General features: G+C 38.2%; 25 protein-coding genes. 10 read left to right on the forward strand and 15 right to left on the reverse strand.

What is annotated here, in order from left to right; translation table 11 throughout:
- Positions 1–14: 14 nt before the first annotated feature.
- From ABI125_12565 to recR, 12 genes are all read right to left on the reverse strand, one after another.
- Entirely contained in the window at positions 15–443 is a 429-nt protein-coding gene (locus tag ABI125_12565; protein ID XCF05553.1) for an SRPBCC domain-containing protein, read from the reverse strand.
- Positions 444–531: 88 nt separating this feature from the next.
- Complete coding sequence (gene ftsY, locus ABI125_12570) at positions 532–1,506, reverse strand: signal recognition particle-docking protein FtsY (GenBank protein XCF05554.1); 975 nt, start codon at positions 1,504–1,506, stop codon at positions 532–534.
- A 315-nt stretch (positions 1,507–1,821) separates the two neighbouring features.
- Positions 1,822–1,974: a DUF4295 domain-containing protein gene (locus ABI125_12575; protein XCF05555.1), complete on the reverse strand. Its 153-nt coding sequence runs from the start codon at positions 1,972–1,974 to the stop codon at positions 1,822–1,824.
- A 12-nt stretch (positions 1,975–1,986) separates the two neighbouring features.
- A complete protein-coding gene (rpmG, locus tag ABI125_12580; protein ID XCF05556.1) occupies positions 1,987–2,169 on the reverse strand; it encodes a 50S ribosomal protein L33 in 183 nt (60 codons plus the stop codon).
- 25 nt (positions 2,170–2,194) lie between these two features.
- A complete protein-coding gene (gene rpmB / locus ABI125_12585) occupies positions 2,195–2,431 on the reverse strand; it encodes a 50S ribosomal protein L28 (protein XCF05557.1) in 237 nt (78 codons plus the stop codon).
- Positions 2,432–2,510: 79 nt separating this feature from the next.
- Positions 2,511–3,764, reverse strand: coding sequence for a competence/damage-inducible protein A (locus tag ABI125_12590; GenBank protein XCF05558.1), 1,254 nt, complete (start codon positions 3,762–3,764; stop codon positions 2,511–2,513).
- 2 nt (positions 3,765–3,766) lie between these two features.
- Positions 3,767–4,108, reverse strand: a complete 342-nt coding sequence (locus tag ABI125_12595; protein ID XCF05559.1) for an Hpt domain-containing protein — start codon at positions 4,106–4,108, stop codon at positions 3,767–3,769.
- A 2-nt stretch (positions 4,109–4,110) separates the two neighbouring features.
- Positions 4,111–4,722 (reverse strand): fumarylacetoacetate hydrolase family protein, encoded by a 612-nt coding sequence (locus ABI125_12600; GenBank protein ID XCF05560.1) that lies wholly within the window; start codon positions 4,720–4,722, stop codon positions 4,111–4,113.
- An 85-nt stretch (positions 4,723–4,807) separates the two neighbouring features.
- Entirely contained in the window at positions 4,808–5,584 is a 777-nt protein-coding gene (locus ABI125_12605) for a 3'-5' exonuclease (protein XCF05561.1), read from the reverse strand.
- A gap of 102 nt (positions 5,585–5,686) precedes the next feature.
- Positions 5,687–7,024 carry a dihydrolipoamide acetyltransferase family protein gene (locus ABI125_12610; protein ID XCF05562.1) on the reverse strand — a complete coding sequence of 446 codons (1,338 nt, stop codon included), beginning with the start codon at positions 7,022–7,024 and terminating at the stop codon, positions 5,687–5,689.
- 86 nt (positions 7,025–7,110) lie between these two features.
- Complete coding sequence (locus ABI125_12615; GenBank protein ID XCF05563.1) at positions 7,111–8,214, reverse strand: glycosyltransferase family 2 protein; 1,104 nt, start codon at positions 8,212–8,214, stop codon at positions 7,111–7,113.
- Positions 8,215–8,286: 72 nt separating this feature from the next.
- Positions 8,287–8,904 carry a recombination mediator RecR gene (gene recR, locus ABI125_12620; GenBank protein ID XCF07905.1) on the reverse strand — a complete coding sequence of 206 codons (618 nt, stop codon included), beginning with the start codon at positions 8,902–8,904 and terminating at the stop codon, positions 8,287–8,289.
- Between the two features lie 240 nt (positions 8,905–9,144).
- Between recR and ABI125_12625 the strand changes: the two genes are divergently transcribed.
- On the forward strand, positions 9,145–10,593 hold the full coding sequence (locus tag ABI125_12625; GenBank protein XCF05564.1) for a sodium:solute symporter: 1,449 nt from the start codon (positions 9,145–9,147) through the stop codon (positions 10,591–10,593).
- On the opposite strand, the gene ABI125_12630 is transcribed toward ABI125_12625, so the two are convergent.
- Complete coding sequence (locus ABI125_12630; GenBank protein ID XCF05565.1) at positions 10,564–10,926, reverse strand: CoA-binding protein; 363 nt, start codon at positions 10,924–10,926, stop codon at positions 10,564–10,566. The two genes, ABI125_12625 and ABI125_12630, sit on opposite strands and share 30 nt — an antisense overlap.
- A gap of 191 nt (positions 10,927–11,117) precedes the next feature.
- On the opposite strand from ABI125_12630, the gene ABI125_12635 reads away from it, so the two are divergent.
- The gene (locus ABI125_12635; GenBank protein ID XCF05566.1) at positions 11,118–13,595 is read left to right on the forward strand and encodes a TonB-dependent receptor; all 2,478 of its coding nucleotides are present in this window, start codon (positions 11,118–11,120) and stop codon (positions 13,593–13,595) included.
- Positions 13,596–14,018: 423 nt separating this feature from the next.
- Here the strand turns inward: ABI125_12635 and ABI125_12640 are convergent, their stop codons facing one another.
- Positions 14,019–15,023, reverse strand: coding sequence for a beta-ketoacyl-ACP synthase III (locus tag ABI125_12640; protein ID XCF05567.1), 1,005 nt, complete (start codon positions 15,021–15,023; stop codon positions 14,019–14,021).
- Positions 15,024–15,237: 214 nt separating this feature from the next.
- On the opposite strand from ABI125_12640, the gene htpG reads away from it, so the two are divergent.
- The 8 genes from htpG to ABI125_12680 all read left to right on the forward strand — a co-directional run bounded on the left by htpG (position 15,238) and on the right by ABI125_12680 (position 23,004).
- Positions 15,238–17,148 carry a molecular chaperone HtpG gene (gene htpG, locus ABI125_12645; GenBank protein ID XCF05568.1) on the forward strand — a complete coding sequence of 637 codons (1,911 nt, stop codon included), beginning with the start codon at positions 15,238–15,240 and terminating at the stop codon, positions 17,146–17,148.
- A 174-nt stretch (positions 17,149–17,322) separates the two neighbouring features.
- The gene (locus tag ABI125_12650) at positions 17,323–18,006 is read left to right on the forward strand and encodes a DUF4377 domain-containing protein (GenBank protein ID XCF05569.1); all 684 of its coding nucleotides are present in this window, start codon (positions 17,323–17,325) and stop codon (positions 18,004–18,006) included.
- 93 nt (positions 18,007–18,099) lie between these two features.
- Positions 18,100–18,561, forward strand: coding sequence for an FKBP-type peptidyl-prolyl cis-trans isomerase (locus ABI125_12655; protein XCF05570.1), 462 nt, complete (start codon positions 18,100–18,102; stop codon positions 18,559–18,561).
- 164 nt (positions 18,562–18,725) lie between these two features.
- A complete protein-coding gene (locus tag ABI125_12660; protein XCF05571.1) occupies positions 18,726–20,231 on the forward strand; it encodes a hypothetical protein in 1,506 nt (501 codons plus the stop codon).
- The gene (locus ABI125_12665) at positions 20,194–20,628 is read left to right on the forward strand and encodes a hypothetical protein (GenBank protein XCF05572.1); all 435 of its coding nucleotides are present in this window, start codon (positions 20,194–20,196) and stop codon (positions 20,626–20,628) included. The genes ABI125_12660 and ABI125_12665 overlap by 38 nt, the downstream gene beginning before the upstream one ends.
- A gap of 21 nt (positions 20,629–20,649) precedes the next feature.
- Entirely contained in the window at positions 20,650–21,285 is a 636-nt protein-coding gene (locus ABI125_12670; protein ID XCF05573.1) for an MOSC domain-containing protein, read from the forward strand.
- Positions 21,286–21,349: 64 nt separating this feature from the next.
- A complete protein-coding gene (locus ABI125_12675; GenBank protein XCF05574.1) occupies positions 21,350–21,730 on the forward strand; it encodes a hypothetical protein in 381 nt (126 codons plus the stop codon).
- A gap of 32 nt (positions 21,731–21,762) precedes the next feature.
- Positions 21,763–23,004: a DEAD/DEAH box helicase gene (locus tag ABI125_12680; GenBank protein XCF05575.1), complete on the forward strand. Its 1,242-nt coding sequence runs from the start codon at positions 21,763–21,765 to the stop codon at positions 23,002–23,004.
- A gap of 55 nt (positions 23,005–23,059) precedes the next feature.
- Here ABI125_12680 and ABI125_12685 read toward each other — a convergent pair whose 3' ends face one another.
- Positions 23,060–23,725, reverse strand: a complete 666-nt coding sequence (locus ABI125_12685; protein ID XCF05576.1) for a M15 family metallopeptidase — start codon at positions 23,723–23,725, stop codon at positions 23,060–23,062.
- Positions 23,726–23,764: the final 39 nt, after the last annotated feature.

A 23,764-nucleotide genomic window follows, 5' to 3' on the forward strand; every position in this document is an offset into this window, starting at 1 on the left:
CTTAAACATAACTCTTACTCTCGATCCTCGAAAGGCACTACGATGCCTTTTTCTAAATAGTTTTTAAGTCCGTTTAGCAACAATGCCCAACAAAAGGACGAATGTTTAAAGTGATTATTCGCTTCGGGCCAATTGATATGGCTAAATAGAACCATGGTGCCCTTTTCGGTTTTTTCTAAATCGAAGCCGAAGGTTGTGGGACTCCAGTCAGCATCGGCCTTAGACATTTTTAAATGGAAGGATTGGTTTGGAATCACCTTTGAAACTTTACAGTACCAATCGTATTTATCGGTAAAATTGAGATTGTACTCTGCACCAATTTCTGGTATTCCAGAAGATTTTAGCGTCCACCAATTATCGAGATGTTTGGGTTGCGACACACCGTCAAAGACTTCTTTTGGGGAAGCTTTGATTAGAAAGTTATGGTAGATATTGTGTGCCATTTCCACTCATTTTCATAAAGTTATATAAAAATAAGCAAAATGAATGGATTACTAATATTCAAAAAAGATTCCTGTCTACACAGGAATTTTATTTAAAAAATGAATCGACGAATTCAAACTTATTGAACACCTGCAAGTCTTCAATACCCTCGCCAACGCCAATATATTTAACGGGAATTTGAAACTGGTCTGAAATACCAATCACCACACCACCTTTTGCCGTACCATCCAATTTAGTCACTGCCAATGAGGTCACCTCGGTTGCTGCAGTAAATTGTTTCGCCTGTTCGAATGCATTTTGACCAGTAGAACCATCCAACACCAAAAGCACATCGTGTGGCGCATCGCCCACTACTTTTTGCATCACGCGTTTTACTTTGCTTAACTCGTTCATCAAGTTGACTTTGTTGTGCAAACGGCCAGCCGTATCGATAATAATGACATCGGCATCTTGATTTACACCCGATTTCAGTGCATCGAACGCCACCGAAGCTGGATCACTGCCCATATCTTGGCGCACCATAGGCACCTCTACCCTATCGGCCCAAATTTGAAGTTGGTCTATCGCAGCGGCCCTAAAGGTATCGGCAGCCCCTAAAACCACTTTTAATCCTTTCTTTTTAAACTGATAAGCCAACTTACCAATGGTAGTCGTTTTACCCACGCCATTTACCCCAACCACCATAAGTACGTACGGCGTCTTTTTTCCGTTTTCCAGTTTTGGCAGTTCGGGGATAGTATAATCGGTTTCTTCGCCAGAATTGGTTTCACTTAAAAGACCTGCAATTTCTTCTCTAAGGATTTGGTTAAGCTCGTCCGTACCCAAATATTTATCTTTTGAAACCCGCTCCTCGATGCGTTCAATGACCTTTAACGTGGTGTTTACACCGACATCGCTGGTTACCAAAACTTCTTCGAGGTTATCGAGTACCTCATCGTCCACTTTCGATTTTCCGGCTACCGCCTTGCTCAGTTTACCAAAAAAACTGGTTTTTGATTTTTCCAACCCCTTATCTAGGGTTTCCTTTTTTTCGGAAGAAAATATTTTTTTAAAAAAGCTCATTTTAACTTGGTTGGTTGTTTTATTAAATATTCTGCTGTGCGTTAGGGATTGTAGCGGCATCCTTTTAAAAACAAAATTAGTTTAAAACATTAAGAGAACTAAAATTAGGCAGATTGCCACGTCCTATGTCCTCGCAATGACGTTTTAAAAGATACAGCGGAAAGCCCGACCCTTGTGGTACGCCCAAATTCCCATGGTCAATTATCTTACCAATTTTTGCTTTCTGAAAATCTGTCAGTTAGCCTTTCAAATATAAAATAAAAAAAGCCGCTTTCTAAATGAAAGCAGCTTATAATATTTTTGGAACGTTACTTTTTAGTTTTTGCTTAAAAAGTCGTTTACTTCTTCTGGACTCATGATAGATTCAACAAACATGTAAGCACCTGTTTTTGGCGACTTTACCATTTTTATTGCTTTTGTTAATCTTTTAGATCCTGTTTGTAATGATGCTACTGATTTCTTTGCCATGACCTATCTCTTTTATTTGATTTCTTTATGAACTGTCATACGCTTAAGAATAGGATTGAATTTTTTAATCTCCATTCTTTCTGGCGTATTCTTTTTGTTTTTGGTAGTAATATATCTTGAAGTTCCGGGTTGACCAGACTCCTTGTGCTCGGTGCACTCTAAAATTACCTGTACTCTGTTGCCTTTCTTTGCCATGTCTTTTACTTATTAAAAACAGCTATTATTTTAAAAATCCTTTTGATTTTGCTTCTTTAATCGCTGCAGATATACCTATTTTGTTGATAGTTTTTAAAGCAGATGTAGAAACTTTTAAAGTTATCCAGCTGTCTTCTTCTGGAATGTAAAAACGTTTCTTTACCAAGTTCGCGTTAAATTTGCGCTTAGTTCTGTTTAATGCATGAGACACGTTGTTTCCAACCATAGCCTTCTTCCCTGTAAGTTCACAAACTCTTGACATTCTATATAACTTTAAATTCGTTGTTGCTTAAAATCGAGGTGCAAATATACAAATTCTTTATATTATGCCAACCTTATTTTTAGGTATTTTTAAAAATTTCTTTTAAGAGCATTTCCAAAGCTTTGTTTATGGCTTTGTTTATCACTTTTAAGCGCAGATTTCCGAAGTTGAATTTTTGCGAATATACGCCTTTTTTTGTAGCAATGGCAACGAAAACGGTACCGACTTCGGCATCGGAATCGCCTTTTGTGGGCCCGGCATTGCCCGTTGTGGCGATGGCATAATCGGATTGAAAAAGATTAAGTGCATTTTCGGCCATAGCTTCTGCTACTTGCGAACTCACTACCGAATGGGCTTCGATAAGCGCCTTTGGCACATTCAAAACATTGATTTTGGATTGTGTAGCATAGCAAACCACACCACCTTTAAAAAAGGCCGAAGCTCCAGAATTTACAGTGAAACGCTCTGCCACACCTCCACCGGTACAGCTTTCGGCGATAGCCAATGTTTTACCTATTTTGGTGAGCTGTTTGGCTATTACGATTTCTACGGAACCTTCATCGTCCTCAAAACCAGCAAATTCATCTTTTATGTACGGAAGCACTTTGTTAATTTGTTCTTCCACTTCCTTTTTTAGAAGGACTTCATCAAAACCTCGTGTGGATAAACGCAATCGCATTTGTCCCAAATTGGGTAAGTATGCCAATTTAATGTGCTTGGGGAGTTCGTTTTCCCAAGGTTCGATACGTTCGGCCAAATCGCTTTCGCCCAAACCGTAAACCATAAGCGTTCGGTGCAAAATATAGGGGCAATGGTACTTTTCCTTTAATTTGGGCAGCATTTCGTTTTCAACCAAAGCCTGCATTTCGTAGGGCACTCCCGGAAGTGACACAAACACTTTTTCACCTTTTTCCATCCACATGCCCGGGGCTGTTCCCAAAGTGTTCATTAAGGGCTTGGATTTCGAAGGAATAAGCGCCTGATCTCGATTTACTTGCAGAAGCCTCGTGCGAACGTGCTGTTTCCAAATCGATTCGATGTTTTCGAGAACCGCATCGTTTTTAACCAACACATCATCAAAATATTCCGCAATGGTTTTTTTTGTAATATCGTCTTTTGTAGGCCCCAATCCACCGGTAAGAATTATGATATCCGCTCGGTTTTCGGCTTCGTTCATAGCCTTTAGGATATGTTCCTTTTCGTCCTGAACAGAAGTTATCTGGTAAACGGACACACCTATCTTGTTAAGCTGTTTGGCAATAAACGCAGAATTAGTATCTATAACTTGCCCGATAAGAAGTTCGTCGCCGATGGTAATGATCTCGGCCAGCATAGTTACAATTTAAAATCGGATTTAATTTCTGCAGAAGCTTTTTCTACAGCCGTGAGCACAATATCCAACTCTTTGGATATATCCATGTCACGTTTTTCAAATTTACCCCAATCCTGTACTTCAATTAGGGTGTCGAGCACACCAAGTTCAAATAAATCTACCGTCGGTTTCATTTTATGGGCTGCTTGGTAGGCATTGTGATAATCTTCTTCTGCTACGGCAACCTTCAGTCGCTCTGCATCAACAGGAACTTCCTCCAAGAACGTTTCGGCCAACGCTTTGATAAAATCTTCGTCGTTATCGGCTAATTCTCTTACTCGGTGTAGTTTGTAGTTTAATTCCATTTTTACTTAACTGTTATTGAAAACATTTCGCGGTTTTCTATAAATCCACTTAATTTATCATTGGCTTGAACTTGACCAACTCCTGATGGTGTGCCTGTAAATATAATATCTCCTATCTTCAAAGTAAAATATTTCGACACATATTCTATTAATTCATCAATTTTCCAAAGCATGTGGCTGGTATTTCCGTTTTGTACAATTTTATCGTTCTTTTTTAACGAAAACCCTAAACGGTCCAAATCGACAACCTCACTTTTATCCATCCATTTACCAATTACCGCTGCGCCATCAAAACTTTTCGCCTTTTCCCAAGGCAAGCCTTTGTCCTTCAATTGCTTTTGCAAATCGCGGGCGGTAAAATCGATACCCAAACCTATTTCGTTGTAATATTTATGGGCAAATTTTTTATCGATGTACTTCCCTACCCGATTGATTTTTACCAAAACCTCAACCTCATAATGTACATCGTTCGAAAAATCTGGAATAAAAAACGGTTGCTTTTTCAGCAAAATGGCCGTATCGGGCTTTAAAAACACCACCGGTTCGGTAGGTTTTTCATTTTCCAGTTCTTTTATGTGCTCGGTATAATTTCTTCCTATGCAGATTAATTTCATATTCAACTTTCTGCGAAAGCAGAAATCTCATTTTAAGTTTAGCTTGTTTAAAAAGTGGGTTCCTGCCTTCGCAGGAATGACAAAACTATCCCAATTTATTATTGAAACTTCTCAATTTAATTGCTGTTAACACCTTTTTGGTATACAACGGAAAATCGGCATTGAGCAACCAGCCAAAATAGCCGGGTTCTTTTTCTAAAACTTCGGTAACCAATTTCCCTTTATGCTTTCCAAACGAAAAACACTCTTCGCCTTTTTTATTGTAAGTGATAAAACCGGCAAAATCGGCAAACTTTTTTCGGGAACTGAATTCGGCCAAAAATTTGGTATTGTTTTCCAACTCGTCGTACTTTTCTACTTGGGCTTTCAATACTTCATAAGTGGCATTGGTATCGGCCTCGGCGCTGTGCGCATCTTCAAGGGTTTTATCGCAATAAAATTTATAGGCTGCACTTAGGGTACGCTGTTCCATTTTGTGGAAAATGGTCTGCACATCAATGGCCAAACGGTTTTTCATATCGAAATCAATATCGGCACGCAACATTTCCTCTGCCAACAGCGGAATATCGAATCGGTTGGAGTTAAACCCGCCCAAATCGGAATCCTTAATCATATTGTAAATGTCTTTTGCCAATTCTTTAAACGTCGGTTCGTTGGCTACTTTTTCATCTGAAATGCCGTGAATGGCGGTGACTTCCTTCGGAATGGGCATTTCTGGATTTACCAGCCAGGTTTTGCTTTCCTGTGTACCGTTGGGAAATACCTTTAGTACCGAAATTTCTACAATACGATCTGTTGTGATGTTAACCCCCGTAGTTTCCAGATCGAAAAAACAGATGGGTTTGGTTAAATTGAGTTGCATTAATTTCTTTTGATTTTTCTAGCCAGTTAATCGGCCTTTGCAAAAATAAGAAAACCCAACCGTTTAGCGGTTAGGTTTTATACTTTGTTTATTTTGTTAGATTCAAATTTCCCTGTTGCAATCCCAAGCTTCCAAATAATCTTTTACAGCCTTAACAAACATGCCGCCCAAAGCACCGTTTACCACGCGGTGGTCGTACGAATGCGATAAGAACATTTTGTATCGGATACCTATAAAATCGCCCTCTGGAGTTTCGATTACCGCTGGCACTTTTCTAATAGCCCCCAAAGCCAAAATACCCACTTGCGGCTGATTGATTATAGGCGTGCCCATAATACTTCCAAATGTCCCCACATTGGTTACAGTGTAAGTTCCACCTTGAACTTCATCGGGTTTAAGTTGGTTGAGTCGGGCACGGTTGGCCAAATCGTTCACCTGTTTAGTCATACCTACCAAATTAAGTTGATCGGCATTTTTTATGACCGGAACAATCAAGTTTCCATCGGGCAAGGCAGCTGCCATCCCTAAATTAATCTTTTTCTTTTTGATTATGGTATCGCCTTTTACGGAAATATTCATTAGCGGGTAATCACGTAACGCCTTGGCCACCGCTTCCATAAAAATTGGCGTAAAGGTTAAATTTTCACCTTCTCGCTTGGCAAAAGCGTCCTTTACTTTTTTACGCCAATTCCAAATATTGGTGACATCGGCTTCAATGAAACTTTGCACATGTGCCGAAGTCTGTACCGAATCGACCATGTGCTGGGCCACTAATTTCCCCATTCGGGTCATCTCGATAATTTCGTCGTCGCCACTGCTCAAAACAGGTGCTGCTGGCTTAGGCTTATTTGATGGACTTTCTTCTTTTTTACTAGTGGACTGTTTTTCCGGTTGTACCGTTTCTGGCGTTGAGTGCGGCCTGTCCCCATTAGGGCTCTCTAAATAAGCCAAAATATCGTTTTTCGTTACACGTCCGTCTTTTCCCGTTCCTTTAAGGGCATCTAATTCCTGTTGGGTAAGTCCTTCTTGTTTGGCAATATTCTTAACCAATGGCGAATAAAACCGATCGCTATTGGAAACTACCGGAGCTACCATTTCTTTAGCTTTGGTAATGGTTTGCGTAAGCTCCTCGACTACTTCCTTTTCTTCAGGAGCACCTTCCTCTTCTGCTTCGGCTGAAGCATCCGTTTCATCTTCGCCTTCAGTTTCAATTATGGCTAAAACTTCACCTACTTGCACGACATCGTCTACATTAAAAAACTTTTCAACCAACACACCGTCTACCTCACTCGGTACCTCACTATCCACTTTATCGGTCGCTATTTCTAAAATTGGGTCGTCCATTTCAATGGAGTCTCCCACATCCTTCAACCAAGATGTAATGGTTGCTTCCGCAACGCTTTCGCCCATCTTCGGCAACTTAAGCTCAAATTTTGCCATATCTATAACGTATTACCTCTTTTACTTTATTTATTTTGCAAAAGTACTAAAAAACAACACTTCCGTTAAATTGTATTCAATAAAAACTAATTCAGCATAATGACCTCTCCTCTGCTGAAGCCATCATCGCTACCCACAATAAAATTAGAATTGTTGGGCAATATCTTATAAGTGACTTCTTTTTCTTTTTCAAAATTTTGCTCCATGGTTTTGATGATTTTTTCATAACTCATGGTATTGGCATTAAAAACCACTTCGGTACCGCTGGAATAATTTTGTGGCTGGGTTTGCAACACTACCGTACCTCCTAAGTTCTTTTGTATTCGTTCGTCCATTTTATCGGAAACGAATATGTATTGATGTACTGTTTTACTTTTTTCTGTCCTTATTCTCCTGAAAAAATAAGCCATTTTTATGCCCAACCAAACAAACATATCGAAAAACCTATTGCTTTTGAAATGCTTACGGTAAAATATTTGCATGGCTCCAAAAAACCGCTTGGCATAGTTTTTATCTTTTAAGGTGCTTTCCCCCTTAAAATGAACGGCCGTTAAACTGCCCAAATAGTAATTTTTGTAACCTGCCTTTAATATACGGTACGACAAATCGATGTCTTCGCCGTACATGAAATAATCTTCATCGAATCCCCCTACTTTATTGTAAACCTGTCGTTTTAAAAACATAAAGGCCCCCACTAAAATATCAACTTTACCAATGGCATTCGCTTCTAAATGGGTCGCGTAATACTCAGAAGGATTTCCAAGCATTTTCTTTACTGAAGCTTTTATATAGGGGATATTCCGTTTACTTTCAGGAAGAAACAACCCGGCACCATTAATCAATTTACAGCCTATTGCACCTAATTGCGTTTTGGTTTCGGCAAATTCCAATAATCTTTCAAAAGTATCTTCGGCAACCACCGTATCGGGGTTTAAAATGCACAAATATTCGCCTTGCGCTTGTGCCACTCCAACATTATTCCCTTTTGAAAAGCCCATATTCTCAGTATTGGCAATTAGTTTCACGTTAGGAAACAAGGTTTTTACCATGTCGCAACTATCGTCTTCCGAATGGTTATCGACCACAATAATTTCAGCATCGATATTTGAAATAGCCGCACTAACACTTCTTAAGCATAGCTCAAGAAAATGACGGACGTTATAATTTAAAATAACAATTGAGAGTTTCAAAAAAAGTTTCTTTTTAGAACGCGGTTGGTTTGAAATTAATGTTTCCTTTATCTGAAATTGACACTTTTTCGATTATGATTTTAGGGATGCTTCAAAAGGCACGCGGTTTACAATACTTCTACCCAAGGTAATCTCATCGGCATATTCCAGCTCATCTCCCACCGAAATACCTCGCGCAATGGTAGATGTAACCACATCGTAATCTTGAATTTGCTTGTATATGTAAAAATTGGTAGTATCACCTTCCATCGTCGAACTTAACGCAAAAATAAGCTCCTTTGTTGTGCCCTGCTTCACTTTATTCACTAAAGTTTCGATATTTAAATCGTGCGGTCCAATACCGTCCATTGGTGATATTTTCCCTCCCAAAACGTGATAAATTCCTTTAAAGGAACTGGTGTTTTCAATGGCCATAACATCGCGAATGTCTTCAACTACACAAATAACATCGGCATTTCTGTTCGGGTTGGAACAGATTTCGCACAGCTCTAAATCGCTAATATTATGACACGATTTACAAAACTTCACATCGAGCCGCATGGTTTGCAAAGCTTCGGTCAATGCCGTAGTTTGCTCTTTGGGCTGACGCAACAAATGCAACACCAAACGCAACGCCGTACGCTTGCCAATGCCTGGCAACTGCGACATTTCGTTAACAGCACGCTCTAAAAGTTTTGATGAAAATTCCATAAGCGCGAAATTAACACTTTTTACGGCAAATTCAATAATAAAAGAGTGTCTTAAAACCAAGTTCCATTGGTAAACCATAGGAAACATTTCGTTTGTTTCATTTTTGGACTTTGGCGTCAACAACCAAAAATTCTATTATTTAGATCCTGATTTTAACGGGAATGATAGATTCATTTCAATAAAAAATTCCAAAACAGACTTTAAGTTATTTTGTATTTTGGCTGATTAAAAATAGAATTTATGTCGCCCACCCAAATATTGTTTCTTATTGCAGGCTATTTTGCTGTATTGATTTTAATATCGTATTTCACCGGAAAAGAAGACAGCAACGATGCCTTTTTTAAGGCCAACAAATCGGCGCCGTGGTATTTGGTGGCCTTTGGGATGATAGGCGCTTCGCTCTCTGGAGTAACCTTTATTTCTGTACCCGGAGCTGTTGAAACCAAACAATTTGGTTATTTGCAAGTGGTTTTCGGCTACTTTTTCGGGTATTTGGTTATTGCTTACGTACTATTACCGATTTACTACAGACTGAATTTAACTTCCATTTACACCTATTTAAAAGACCGCTTTGGCAACGTGAGCTACAAAACGGGATCTGTAGCTTTTTTAATTTCGCGCGTGGTGGGCGCCTCGTTTCGGTTGTTTTTAGTCGCCAAAGTGCTGCAACTTTTGGTATTCGACCAATACGGCATTCCGTTTACCATAACGGTAATTATAACCATTCTCTTAATTTGGCTATACACCTTTAAGGGCGGCATTAAGACCATCATCTTTACCGACACTCTGCAAACGCTTTTCATGCTGGTTTCGGTGGTAATCACCATCGTGTTTTTATCTCATGCTTTGGATTTAAACGGTATTTCTGAAATTTACCAAAACGTAAAACAGGACGCCATGAGCAAAGTGTTCTTTTTTGATGATGTTAACGATGCCCAATATTTTATAAAAAGTTTCTTAGCCGGTATGTTCATTACTATTACCATGACGGGGTTAGATCAAGATATGATGCAAAAAAACCTCACCTGCAAAAACCTCAAAGAAGCACAAAAAAACATGATTTCCTTTAGTGTCATTTTAATTTTTGTAAATATCCTATTTTTGGTTTTAGGGTTAATGCTCACCCAATACGCTTCACAACATGGCATAAAGGCCACTAAAGACGATTTATTCCCAACTATAGCCATGTTGCCCGAAATTGGTGTACTAACCTCTGCCTTTTTTCTTTTGGGATTGATTGCTGCCGCTTATTCCAGTGCTGACTCGGCGTTGACCTCACTCACCACTTCGTTTTGTATCGATATTATAGAACTGGACAAAAAACCTCAAGCAATCCAGAAGAAAATCAGAAAACGCACCCATATTTTTATCAGTTTTATGCTCGTAGTAGTCATCATTCTTTTTGATGCTATTTTTAAAGATGTTTCTGTGATTTGGGAATTGTTCAAAGCAGCAGGTTATACTTATGGGCCACTACTCGGTTTATTCGCCTTCGGCATTTTCACCAAACAACAACTCAAGGACAAATACGTTTGGATTATTGCCATTGTTGCGCCCATCCTTTCTTATTTACTGAATGCACATTCGGTAGATTTACTAAACGGCTACCAAATTGGTTTCGAAATTTTAATTATTAACGGTCTCCTAACCTTTTTAGGGCTAATATTGATTCGTAGAAAGCAACACTAAAGTACAAGCAGGCTCGAAAGCGATGCCATTCTCATTTAAAATCTGATAAAACTCTGGGTTTTCGGTACCAGGATTAAAAATCACGCGGTTGGGGTTTAACGATAAAATGTAGTTATAATATTCTTGTTGGCGCTTCGGGTTTAAATACAGCGTTACCGTATCTATATTTTCAAAAGAAATCTTTTCCGTTTCAATGTGCACTCCCGCTACTTCACCCGCTCGCAGCCCAATGGCAACGGTTTCCACCTGATTAGCCACCAGTCTCTGTACTGCATAATGCGAATACCGGTTTGGCTTTAACGAAGCCCCCAATACTAAAGTTTTCTTATTCATTAATCATCTTTTCAGCAATTTATAATTCAGTAATTTATAATTCAGTAATTTAATCATTTTAAGCTATCCAGCAAATGTTTATCAACAGCCAATTGTGTTAAAAAGCTGTTAAGAAACACACCTCTCCGTAACAAGATTTGAGTTTCAGCGTCTACCTTTGTAGCATCAATCAAAAAACAATCAATCAAATTATGCAAAGAATTATCTTTTTGTGTTTTATTTTATTGAACACAATCACCCACGCCAACTCCAAAAATCCCGAACCCGAAAACGCAAAAAAAGGCTCCATTTCAGGAATTGTTCTAGACGCCCTTTTAAAGCAGCCCTTACCCTATGTTAACGTTATTGTGAAAAACAATGCCAACGAAACCATTACCGGAGGCATTACGGCTGAAGACGGCTCGTTTTTAATCGAAAAAGTTGAAGAAGGCAATCTCGTGGTAAGCGTTCAATACATTGGCTACAAAACCATTGATAAGAATATTGCCATTGGAAAGAACAATTACGACATCAATTTAGGGCAAATTTATCTGGAAGAACAAGCTGAAGGTTTGGACGAAGTTACCGTTGTGGCTGAAACCTCTACCATACTACAAAAAGTAGATAGAAAAGTAGTTACCATTGGAAAAGATTTAACCACCGCCGGGCCAACAGCAAGCGATATAATGAACAATATACCCTCTGTTAGCGTAGACCAACAAACGGGAAACATTAGCTTACGAGGCAATGAAAATGTAAGAGTTATGGTTGATGGCAAGTTAAGCAATGTACCTATTGGCCAATTATTAAAGCAAATCCCTTCCACCTCCATAAAACAAATTGAGTTAATTACCAACCCATCTGCCAAATACAATCCCGAAGGCATGAGCGGCATCATCAATATAAAGCTCCACAAAAACACACAAATTGGATTTAACGGTAATGTAAACTTTGGGCTTACCAAAGAAATCTTTGCAAAATTCAATAGTTCCATTGACATGAATTACCGTAACGGAAAGTTTAATTTCTACGGAAACTATGGGAATAATATTGGCAAATACGACAATTTTGGAGAAATTACCCGTGAAGACGACAACTCTAGACAAGATTTTAAATTTGGGAACAACAATAAATCACACCTTTTTAAAGTTGGCATTGATTATTACGTTAACGACAAAAACACTTTATCAATCTTTACCAACCAAAATATTTTTGACGGCAAGGGCTTTGGAAGCACCCTAATCACAAACCCCAGCACTATTCAAAGTCAGTTGTTTAATAATATTTCAGATAATACCTCAGGGCAATACAACCTGGTTTATAAACACGAATTTGACAATGAAGACGAAACCCTTGAAATTGAGGCAGACTACAACAATTTCAATCAAGATGAAATAGCCGATTTTGACTTCATTAATTTCAACTTTCCGCCAAATTACATCGACAATGTGGACACCAAAAGAAACCAAACCACTATAAATGTAGATTATGTAAACCCTTTAAACGAAAAAACAAAAATTGAAGCTGGACTTGAGGCTCGGCTTTTCAACACCGATATAGCGTATATGTCTACAGGGCAAACCTTTTCCAGCACAGGAAATATTACACCAACTCCAAGCACAGATTTTGATTACAAAAGAGATATTTACTCCGCTTATTTCACATTAGGGAAAACCTTGGAAAAGTGGAGCTACCAAATTGGCTTACGCGCAGAGCAAGTCATGGTCGATGCTAATGCTTTAAAAATTTACGACGACAACAGCTCTGAAGCCATCCCGTTTGAAAACAATTATTTTCAGGTATATCCTTCAGCCTTTTTAACCTACAACCCTTCAGATAAAAACTCATACCAGTTAAGCTTTAGCCGCCGAGTAGACCGGCCTGGCCTGCAACAAGTCAATCCCATCAGGGAGTGGAGTACACCACGTGTTTCCTCCTTCGGAAACACGGAGTTGCAACCCCAGTTCACCAATTCTATTGAAACCAACTATACAAGGCAATTAAAAAAAGGAAGCATTACTACTGGTGTGTTTTACAGAATTATACAAGACAACATTAATCGTTTTGTCTATATAGACCGTACCAATATAAGTGCAGCAAACTCCATTTTATCGTATGACAACTTCGACAACACAACCGCTTTCGGGATTGAATTCTCAACCAATTACAGACCAACAAAATGGTGGGACCTTAACGGTAGTTTCGATTTGTATTCTCAAAGCCAACGTGGCATCACCGAATTTATAGATACAGACGATTTAGAAAACGCCACTGAAAATGATATTGTTACACAAAACACCGAAGTAGACAATGTAGTTTGGAACTTAAGGGTATTCAATAATTTTAAAGCCACTAAAAAATTAAACTTTTCGGTTTTTGCAATGTACCGTGGTAAAGAAAAGGGCATTCAATTTAACAGAAAGCCCATGTTTATGTTAAATACAGGTTTGCGCTACAGTTTCCTAGAAGAAAACCGAGCTACTTTTAGCTTCAATTACAGCGATATATTGAACACCATGAGATTTGAGTTTGAGGCAGACACTCCTTACCCGTCTTTAGGGCAATTTAACTGGGAGAGCAACACTTGGAATGTTACACTTTCCTATAGGTTTGGCGGCGGAAAATACCGAGCCATTAAAAGAAAACAAAGAGATGATAACACGGCCTCTGGCGGTGGCGGCTTCATGTAGTAGAGCGTTTAAACCCAATTGTAATTAATATTTTACACAAACTGACGGCATTTTACACAAAACACTGAAAATCAGCAAAAAAAATGTTAAAATTTCATTTTTAGAACAATACCGATTGCTTTTTTTACGTTAAAGTAAAATACAATCTAGCCAAACACGAATAATAATTATTTAGAGTTAGTCATCTACACATTTTTCAAATTCGTTATTTAAGATTCGTATAACAAAAACTCGAAGTCTCCACTTCGGGTTTTTTTTGTTAAAAAACGTTAAAAATCAGAACGTTATGCAATATATTTCACTTTTTTACGTCTAATAGAATAAGATTCTTCACATTAGTGTTAGTTGAAGTTGATTAATAGCTGAGAAAACCCGAGACTTTCGTTTCGGGTTTTCTGTTTTATGATTAAAGAAATAGTGCTTTTAACTCCACTTTATTATCGCACTGCCCCAAGTAAAACCACTACCAAAGGCCGCTAATACCACGTGGTCGCCGGCTTTTATTTTGCCTTCTTCCCAAGCTTCGGTAAGTGCAATGATAACGGAAGCAGCTGTAGTATTTCCATATTTCATAATATTGTTGAACACTTGGTCGTCCTTCAGTCCAAATTTTTGTTGTATAAATTGTGCAATCCTTAAATTGGCCTGATGCGGAATAAGCATATCGATATCCTCTTTTTGCAATCCGTTTTTCTTCAAGCCTTCCATTATCACTTCGCTGAATCGCACTACAGCATGCTTAAAAACGAAAGTGCCATCCATATATGGAAAATAAGAAGTATCTTCTGGGTTCTCTAAAATTTCGGGGACCCAATGCGCTATACTAGGCCCCTTTACCATCAACTTTTCGGCATGTTTCCCTTCACTGTGTAGGTGAGTCGATAAAATCCCTTTGGTGTTATCTTCCTCTCTGGAGAGTACGCACGCCCCTGCCCCATCACCAAAAATAACCGATACACTTCGGCCACGTGTGGTTTTATCCAATCCGTTACTGTGGTATTCTGCGCCAATCACCAAAACATTTTTGTACATGCCCGTTTTTATAAACTGATCGGCCACCGAAATGGCATACACAAACCCCGAGCATTGGTTGCGCACATCGAGCGCCCCAATGGTTGGCATCTCCAAAATATCCTGCACTTGTACTCCACAACCCGGAAAATAATAATCGGGGCTCAAGGTAGCAAACACTATAAAATCAATGTCGTCTTTAGTTAAGCCCGAACGTTCAATAGCTATTTTGGCAGCTTTCGCACCCATTACAGCCGAAGTATCGTCACTACCCTCCTTTATCCAACGGCGTTCCTGTATACCGGTACGCTCCTGAATCCATTCATCATTGGTGTCCATCATTTTAGATAATTCCTGATTGGTCACCACATTATCTGGTACGTATTTCCCTAAACCTATTATTTTAGAATTGTACATATGCCTTCGTTTTTGTTTAACCAAAATACAAAATTATCAACGGATTATACAAAATTTAAAAATCCAGATGTCGTTTTTACAATAAAATTAAATTCATGTGTCACTTTGTCACTTCCGCTGTATTGGCATTTTTGTTGCCAAGTGATTTAACGTATATTAAAACGAAAATTAATCTGGTTCCTCTTTCGGGGGAATGACAAATAAATTATTTATCATGACAAAAGGAAACATTAATGTATCGGTTGAGAACATCTTCCCTCTCATTAAAAAATTCTTGTACAGCGACCACGAAATATTTCTACGTGAGCTAGTGAGTAACGCCACAGATGCCACTTTAAAACTAAAGCACCTTACCAATGTTGGCGAAGCAAAGGTAGAGTACGGCAATCCGCAGATTGAAATTAAAATCGATAAAGAAGGCAAAAAACTTCATATTATAGACCAAGGTTTAGGAATGACTGCCGACGAAGTTGAGAAATACATCAACCAAGTGGCATTTTCTGGAGCTGAAGAGTTTTTAGATAAATATAAAGATTCTGCTAAAGATTCCGGAATTATTGGGCACTTCGGTTTAGGATTCTATTCAGCGTTTATGGTGGCCGAAAAGGTTGAAATCATCACCAAATCATTCAAGGATGAACCTGCTGCACACTGGACCTGTGATGGTTCGCCAGAATTCACTTTAGAACCTGCAGAAAAAACAGAAAGAGGTACCGAAATCATTCTTCACATCGCTGAAGATTCTACTGAATTTTTGGAAGAAGGTCGCATCCGTGAGTTGTTGAATAAGTACAACAAGTTTATGCCTATTCCTATTAAATTCGGAACTAAGGAAATAAACGACCCTGAGCACGAGCCTGCAACCATTACCGATAAAGACGGCAAGGAAACCAAGGAGCCACACAGAAAAATTACGGTTGACGACATTATAAACAACCCAAACCCGGCGTGGACCAAGCAGCCTACCGATTTAAAAGAGGAAGACTATAACAACTTCTATCGTGAGTTGTACCCGATGCAGTTTGAAGAGCCGTTGTTCCACATTCACTTAAATGTAGATTACCCTTTCAACTTAACGGGTATTTTGTATTTCCCAAAGCTGAGCAACGACATGCAGATCCAAAAGGATAAAATTCAGCTATACCAAAACCAAGTATTCGTAACCGATAATGTTGAAGGCATTGTTCCTGAATTCTTAACTATGTTACGTGGTGTTATCGATTCGCCAGACATCCCATTAAACGTTTCGCGTTCGTACTTACAGGCCGATGGCGCGGTGAAAAAGATTTCATCTTACATTACCCGTAAAGTAGCCGATAAGTTAAAGTCACTTTTCAATAACAACCGTGAGGATTTCGAAAAGAAATGGGACGATATTAAAATCGTGATTGAGTACGGTATGCTTTCCGAAGAAAAATTCTTTGAAAAAGCCGAAGCCTTTGCCCTTTACCCTACCGTTGATGGCAAATACTATACTTACGAAGAGCTTTACAACAAAATAAAGGCGAACCAAACCGATAAGGACGATAAATTGGTAATTCTTTATGCTTCAGATAAAGATGCACAGCACAGCTACATCGAGGCTGCCAAAGCTAAAAACTACGAAGTGCTGTTGTTAGATTCGCCTATTGTTTCGCACCTTATCCAAAAACTTGAAGGTACCAAAGAAAATATTTCCTTTGCACGTGTAGATGGCGACCACATTGACAACCTCATCAAAAAGGACGAAAACACCGTTTCGAAACTGGACGACGAGCAAAAGAAAACTTTAGAAGAATTACTGAAGGAAGTTGTACCTTCTGAAAAATTCATGGTACAATTAGAAGCGATGGATAGCAATGCCAACCCGTTTATTATCACCCAACCTGAGTTTATGCGCCGTATGAAAGAGATGCAGCAAACCGGTGGTGGCGGTATGTTTGGCATGGGCAATATGCCAGAAATGTTCAACTTGGTGGTGAATACCAACCACGAATTGGTGAGTGAAATTTTAAATACCAAAACCAAAAAGAAGCAAGAGCGTTTAATTACCCAAAGTTTAGATTTGGCCAGACTTTCGCAAGGCTTGCTAAAAGGTGAGGAATTGACAAATTTCATAAAACGCAGCTACGAAATGATAAAGTAAAAATTCCCTCGAAAGAGGGAATCTCATAATGCAATCTAAATAGTATTTAGATAAAAATCAAAACCACTCCCAAAAGAGTGGTTTTTTTATGCTCAAACCCGCTTTTTATGATTCCTTTAACGCAACCATCAGCTTAATACTGTATCTTAAAATTGTAAACTCAAAATCACACTTATGACATTTATCAAAGCATTACCCGCATTAATATTAACAGCTATTTTAAGCGTATCGTGCAACTCTGAAGATGATATCAAAACAACCACATACTGGGTAAACAGTTTAAAAACGGAATGCGATGCCGGTGCCGGAAAAGCCCAGTGCTTGCAAGTTTATAACGGCGATGATGTAACCAACGCCACCTGGACTTTGTTTTATGCCCCCATTGAAGGCTTTAGTTTCGAAACCGGATACCTTCAAAAAATAAAAGTAAAAGAAACCCAACTCGATGCCGCCGACGTGCCTGCCGATGCCTCGTCCATTAAATACGAATTGGTTGAAGTCATTGAGAAAAAGCAAGACAAAAAAACATTGCTAAACGATATTTGGGCCGCTACCCATATTAACGGCACAGCCATTGCAACCGACAACGTTCCAACTTTAGAAATCAATCTATCTAAAATGCAAGCTTTCGGTAAGGACGGCTGCAATAATTTCTCAGGAAAAATTACCGATTTAAATGATGAAATGCTCAAATTTGGTACATTGGCCTCTACCAGAAAAATGTGTCCAGACATGACCATTCCAGACCAATTTAACCAAGCTATTTCGCAAACCGCAAGCTACAAACACGAGCAATTAACGCTATATTTATACAATGCCTCGGGAGATGAAATCTTGCGTTTTAAAAAAGTAGATTAGGCTTGTAAATATTAGCTATAAGGTTTGTTAAAAACCGACGCCAATACCAAATTTGAAGAAATCAATAAATCTTAAACTTTACACAAAAATTATATGAAACACCTTTTAACCTTAGCCTTAAGTTTATTCATTTTAACAGCGTGCACCAACGACGACGAGAGAGCTCCGGTAGATTACAGAGAACAAAACGAAGCCGAAATACAAGCCTACATTTCAGAGAACGAATTGACCGCCATCCGTACCGATTCGGGACTCTATTATGTTATAGACGAGCAAGGCGAAGGCGAGCAGCCAACTGCCAACAGTAACGTTACCGTAGCTTACAAAGGCTATTTTCTTAATGGCACTGTATTCGACCAAAGCGATGCAGAAGGCGCTACCTTTAATTTACAACAAGTTATCCCGGGTTGGACCGAAGGCATCACCTATTTTAACGAAGGCGGCAGCGGCATGCTATTAGTGCCCGCCCATTTGGGTTACGGCAGTTTTTATTACAATGGCATTCCCGGCGGTTCGGTATTAATTTTTGATATCGAGCTCTTGGCCGTTAACTAGCCTTAATCACCAAAAAAACAAACTACAAGCCACTTTTAATCGAAGTGGCTTTTTTATGGCGTAATATTGAATTTGTGAAAAATTTCGGTATTTTCGTGTGAATTAACCCTGAAAAATTGATGAGCAATTTTTTGCCTCATTAAAGTTTTAATAAAATAGCAAAATTGAGAATATTAATAGACACAAACATTCTGATAGAACTAGAGGACAACAGGGTGGTTTCTGAAGATTTTGCAAAATTTTACAGGATTGCTATTACAAATAATTGCGAAGTTCTCTACCACCCAAAAGCTATTCCCATTGATGTAAGCAGGGACAAAAACAATCAACGAAAAGAAATTATAATATCTAAACTCAAAAAATATCAGCCACTAAAAGATTATTTAAGCCCCGATAAGGAGTTTAACTCCAGTTTGAAAAGCAAAAAAATAAACGACGAAATTGACAACAAGCAACTCTTTCAATTAAAAAAAGGATTCGTGGATTTTTTTGTCACACAAGATTTTGGAATCCACAAAAATGCAAAAAAGATAAAATGTAACAACCAAGTTTTGACAATCAAACAAGCTTTAAAGCTACTTGAAGAACAATTTACTTTTATAATTCCTTCCCACCCAATACTTCGCGAGCACAGTATTAGAGAGATTGAAGACAAATTTACAAGCTCATTCTTTGATAGTCTGAGTGCCGACTATGGAGCAATAGAATTCAATAAATGGTTACAAAAATGTGCTATTGAGAATCGAAAATGCTATTCTTTAGTGGTAGAAGATGATTTAAGAGCAATATTAATTTATAACATAGAAAAAGTAGAAGACCATCAACTGCCTGATATATTTGATAAAGTCTTAAAAATATGCACTTTAAAAGTTGATGACACTGTCTTTGGCATTAAATTAGGTGAGCTGTTTTTGAACAAAATGTTTGAACTCTGTATCAATAGAAAAATCAATTATTTATATCTAACTGTTTATGAAAAACAAGTTCATCTGATAGACCTACTCGAAACATTTGGCTTTTACAAAAGCAATTTTATAAACAGCCGTGGTTTAAACGAACTTAGGATGATTAAATGTTTAGACAAAGGAAAAATCAAAATCTCTGAAAACAGTATTAAAGCTCATCCTTTTTACATAAACAACTCAAATATTAAAAAATATGTGATTCCAATTCGTCCAAGTTTTTACAGCACATTATTCAAAGATGGCAAATTAAGAGCCCCAACTTTATTTGACAAAGCCCCAAATAGCATCAATGAAATCCAAGGAAACACCATTATAAAAGCCTACATCTCTAATTCAAAAAACCAAAAACCCAAAAAAGGAGATTTAGTATTTTTTTATTCTTCCAAGGTCAACCAAGTAATTGAACCATTTGGCGTTTTAGAAAGCCTCGAAATCGTCCAAGATTTTGATCATTTATGGAGTATAGCAAGAAAAAAGACTGTTTTTACCGAAACTGAATTGAGAAATTGGCTAGAAGAAAAAAAAGAATTACATGTTATTACCTTTAGACTCATAGCTTATTTGAAAAAAAATATTAGCTTACAAAAAATTAAACAGATAGACAGCTTCAAAAATAAAATTCAAACAATAACAGAGCTTAAAGAAACAGATTATATCGAATTAAACAATGAAGGATACTTTGACAAGCGTTATATTATCAATTAAACCAATTTATGCTCGAGCCATAATGTCGGGGACAAAAAAAGTTGAGTTCAGAAAGAAAATTTTTAAAAGACCCGTTGACAAAATTTTTGTTTATTCTTCTGCTCCAGAAAAAAAAATTATTGGTTTTTTTACTATTAAAGAAATAATTGAAAACACCCCAACAAAACTTTGGAGGGAATTTGGTGATGTTGGAGGAATCGAAAAAAATGACTTTTTCAATTATTATCAAGATTCTAAAACAGGGTTTTCTATTAAAATTTCTAAAGTGGAAAAATTTGAAAAAGGAATTGACCCTACTGAATATTTTGAGAATTTTTATCCTCCTCAATCTTTTTTCTATTTGGAGCAAAAAACAGTTCTGGACATAGAAGAGAAAACAATGGCTAACTGCTTATAAAATATATTCTCAAAAAAAATAATGCACATCACCTCCACCAACATATCAAAACCTACCACCATTGTTTGGAATGGCAAAGAAGAGCAAACGGGCATTTACAAAATGCCCACTGATGCACCTATATTTTTAGGAAAAACAGACGTAAAACACGACACGGTAATCGATAGGAAACACCATGGCGGAGAGTTCAAGGCCTGTTACCTGTTCTCAGAAAACCACTATGCTTATTGGCAAAACCTTTATCCCAACCTCGATTGGAATTGGGGCATGTTTGGCGAAAACCTCACTATAAATGGTATGGACGAATCGCAAATTTATGTGGGCGACATTTACAAAGTGGGAGATACCGTTGTGCAAGTAACCCAACCGCGAGAGCCCTGCTATAAATTCGGAGTAAAATTCGGTACGCAAAAAGTTTTAAAACAGTTTATTGCACACGGCTTCCCGGGCACCTACGTTCGGGTTTTAGAAGAGGGGTTTGTAAAATCGGGCGACCAATTAGAACGCATCGAACACAACAAAAATAGTCTAACTACCGCGCAACTTTTCCAATTGATTTTTTCAAAAGAAAAAGACCAAAAGCTTCTGAAACTTGCTATTAACAACGATGCGCTTCCCGAATATAAACGGCAACATTTCATGCGCTTTTTAGGCTAATAGTTTTAGGTTGCAAAAACATCATTTCGTTAATTTAAAATCATTTTTTTTGTATCTTTAGGTTATGCGAACACTACTAGACAAATTAAAACTAAAAAAGTGCGGCGACCTGTACATTTTAAATGTACCCGATAATTTTGCGCCCGTATTTAAAGATATAGAGCATCATGAATCTTTGGTCATCACCTCTTGTGTACAATGTGCCATTGTATTTTCTAACACCAAAGAAGAGTTTATGGACCAGATGCCCACCTTATTCCCAAGGCTGATGGATGGTTCTACCATTTGGGTATTTTACCCGAACGAAACCACCAAAGGCGAAATTTCGAGTTTGCATGAAGAATATGATTGGGACTTTTTGGGCGACTATCGATTAAAACCCACTAAACAAATTACGGTGGATGGCCAATGGAACGCTATGAAAGTAAAACCCATCCGTGCCTAAAATTGGTGTACCTTTGCCGGAAATCATTTTAAATGTCGTTTAAAGACCTTCAATTAAACAAATCGCTATTACGGGCTGTCGCCGAAGCCGGTTACGATAACCCCACAAAAGTTCAGGAACAAACCATTCCTCTGGTTTTAAATCAAAAAGACTTGGTGGTTTCTGCACAAACGGGTACCGGAAAAACAGCCGCGTTTGCCCTGCCAATTTTACAATTACTGTTCAACCAACAGGATAGCGAAAAAGGCGGAAAAAAGATAAAGGCACTAATTGTGAGCCCAACCCGCGAATTGGCCATACAAATTGAAAACAATTTTAAAACCTACAGTACGTACACCAATTTAAGGACCACCGTGGTTTTTGGCGGTGCTTCCATAGAACCGCAAAAGGACATTTTAAAAAAAGGCGTCGATATTTTAATTGCCACGCCGGGTCGTCTGCTCGATTTACATAAACAGGATATTGTAAACCTAGACTTTGTTGAAATACTGGTTTTGGATGAGGCCGACCTCATGCTCGATATGGGTTTTATTGACGATGTTAGAAAAATTGAGCGCCTCTGTACCAGAGAAAAACAAATCTTGCTGTTTTCGGCAACGATACCGCACAAGGTAGAGTTTTTGGCGAATACCATCCTGAAAAACCCCGAACGTATTGAAGTGGAACAAAATGCCTCTACCTCAAAAAACGTGGAGCAACTGCTTTATTATGTCCCAAAGCGAAATAAAATAGAATTGTGTTTGCACTTGCTTAGGAATACCATAAAAGGCAATATCATTATTTTTAGACGTACCAAATTTGGTGTAGACAAGCTAGAAAAAACATTGATTAAAAATGGATATAAAGTAGACAGCATTCATGGCGATAAAAGTCAGTCGGCAAGGCAAGACGCTCTAAACCGTTTTAAAAATGCAGAAGTGAATATTTTAATCGCTACCGATGTGGCTGCCCGAGGCATTGATATTGACGGTTTGGATGCGGTTATAAATTTTGATTTGCCCAATATCCCCGAAACTTACGTGCACCGTATTGGCCGTACCGCCCGTGCCGGTAAATCAGGTATCGCCTATTCTTTTTGCTCGGCAGACGAAAAGAATTATGTAAAAACTATTCAACAGCTTATTGAACGTGATATTGAAATTGAACAAAACCATCCTTATCCGTTAGACCCAAAGGCTAAGCCCATAATCCACAAATCGAAAAAAACAGGGAGCAAACATAAAAAAGGCCGAAAAAGTACAGCTTCAAAAAAGAAAAAGAAGCGTTGGTATTAAAAAGCATGAAGCTTGAAGACTGAAGGCCGCTCATTGGAGGCTGCATACTGAAACGCTATTCAATAGGAAAATCAAAATAAGTTTTTGGAAAAGGTTCCCAACGCAACGTAAAGTGCCACCACTCCTTTGGGTAATTCCTAAAACCGTGTTTCAGCATCACCTTTTGCAGTAACTGTCTATTGGCTTTTTGGTTTTCGGTCAACCCCTCGTAAGCTACCCACGATTCTTTTCCAAAAAAATCAAACGGACTGCCCATATCCAATTCTTTGCCGGTGTTGCCGTCAATTATAGTTAAATCGACCGTGCTGCCCTTGCTATGGCCAGACCTAGATGCGATGTAACCAGCTTTGAATAAATTCCGTTTTTTTACATCAGGGTAAAATTGTTGCTTGTTAATGGTGTCCTTCCAATCACGTGCCCATTTTATAAAATGGTTTACGGCATGTTGTGGTCGGTAACCATCGTACACCTTTAAACAGAGATTATTCATTAATAATTCTTCGTGTACCTTTTTGAGTGCTTTTGTGGCTTCAGCAGTTAAAATTAATGTGTTGGCTTTGTATCCTTCAATCGGTTTTCCAACAAAATTATTGGAGCCATAATAGCGTAATTCCACTTCCATATCTGGGATGGAATCACTCACATAAACAAAACCTTCAGGCAATTGGGCCAAGGAACATAATGACCAAAACAGAAAAACAATTCGTACTGCGTATTTCATTTTCAATTTGAATTATGCTAATTTAGAAAATAAAAAACA

Origin of the sequence: Tamlana crocina, from assembly GCA_040429635.1 — a bacterium.
Taxonomy (GTDB): Bacteria; Bacteroidota; Bacteroidia; order Flavobacteriales; family Flavobacteriaceae; genus Flavisericum; species Flavisericum crocinum.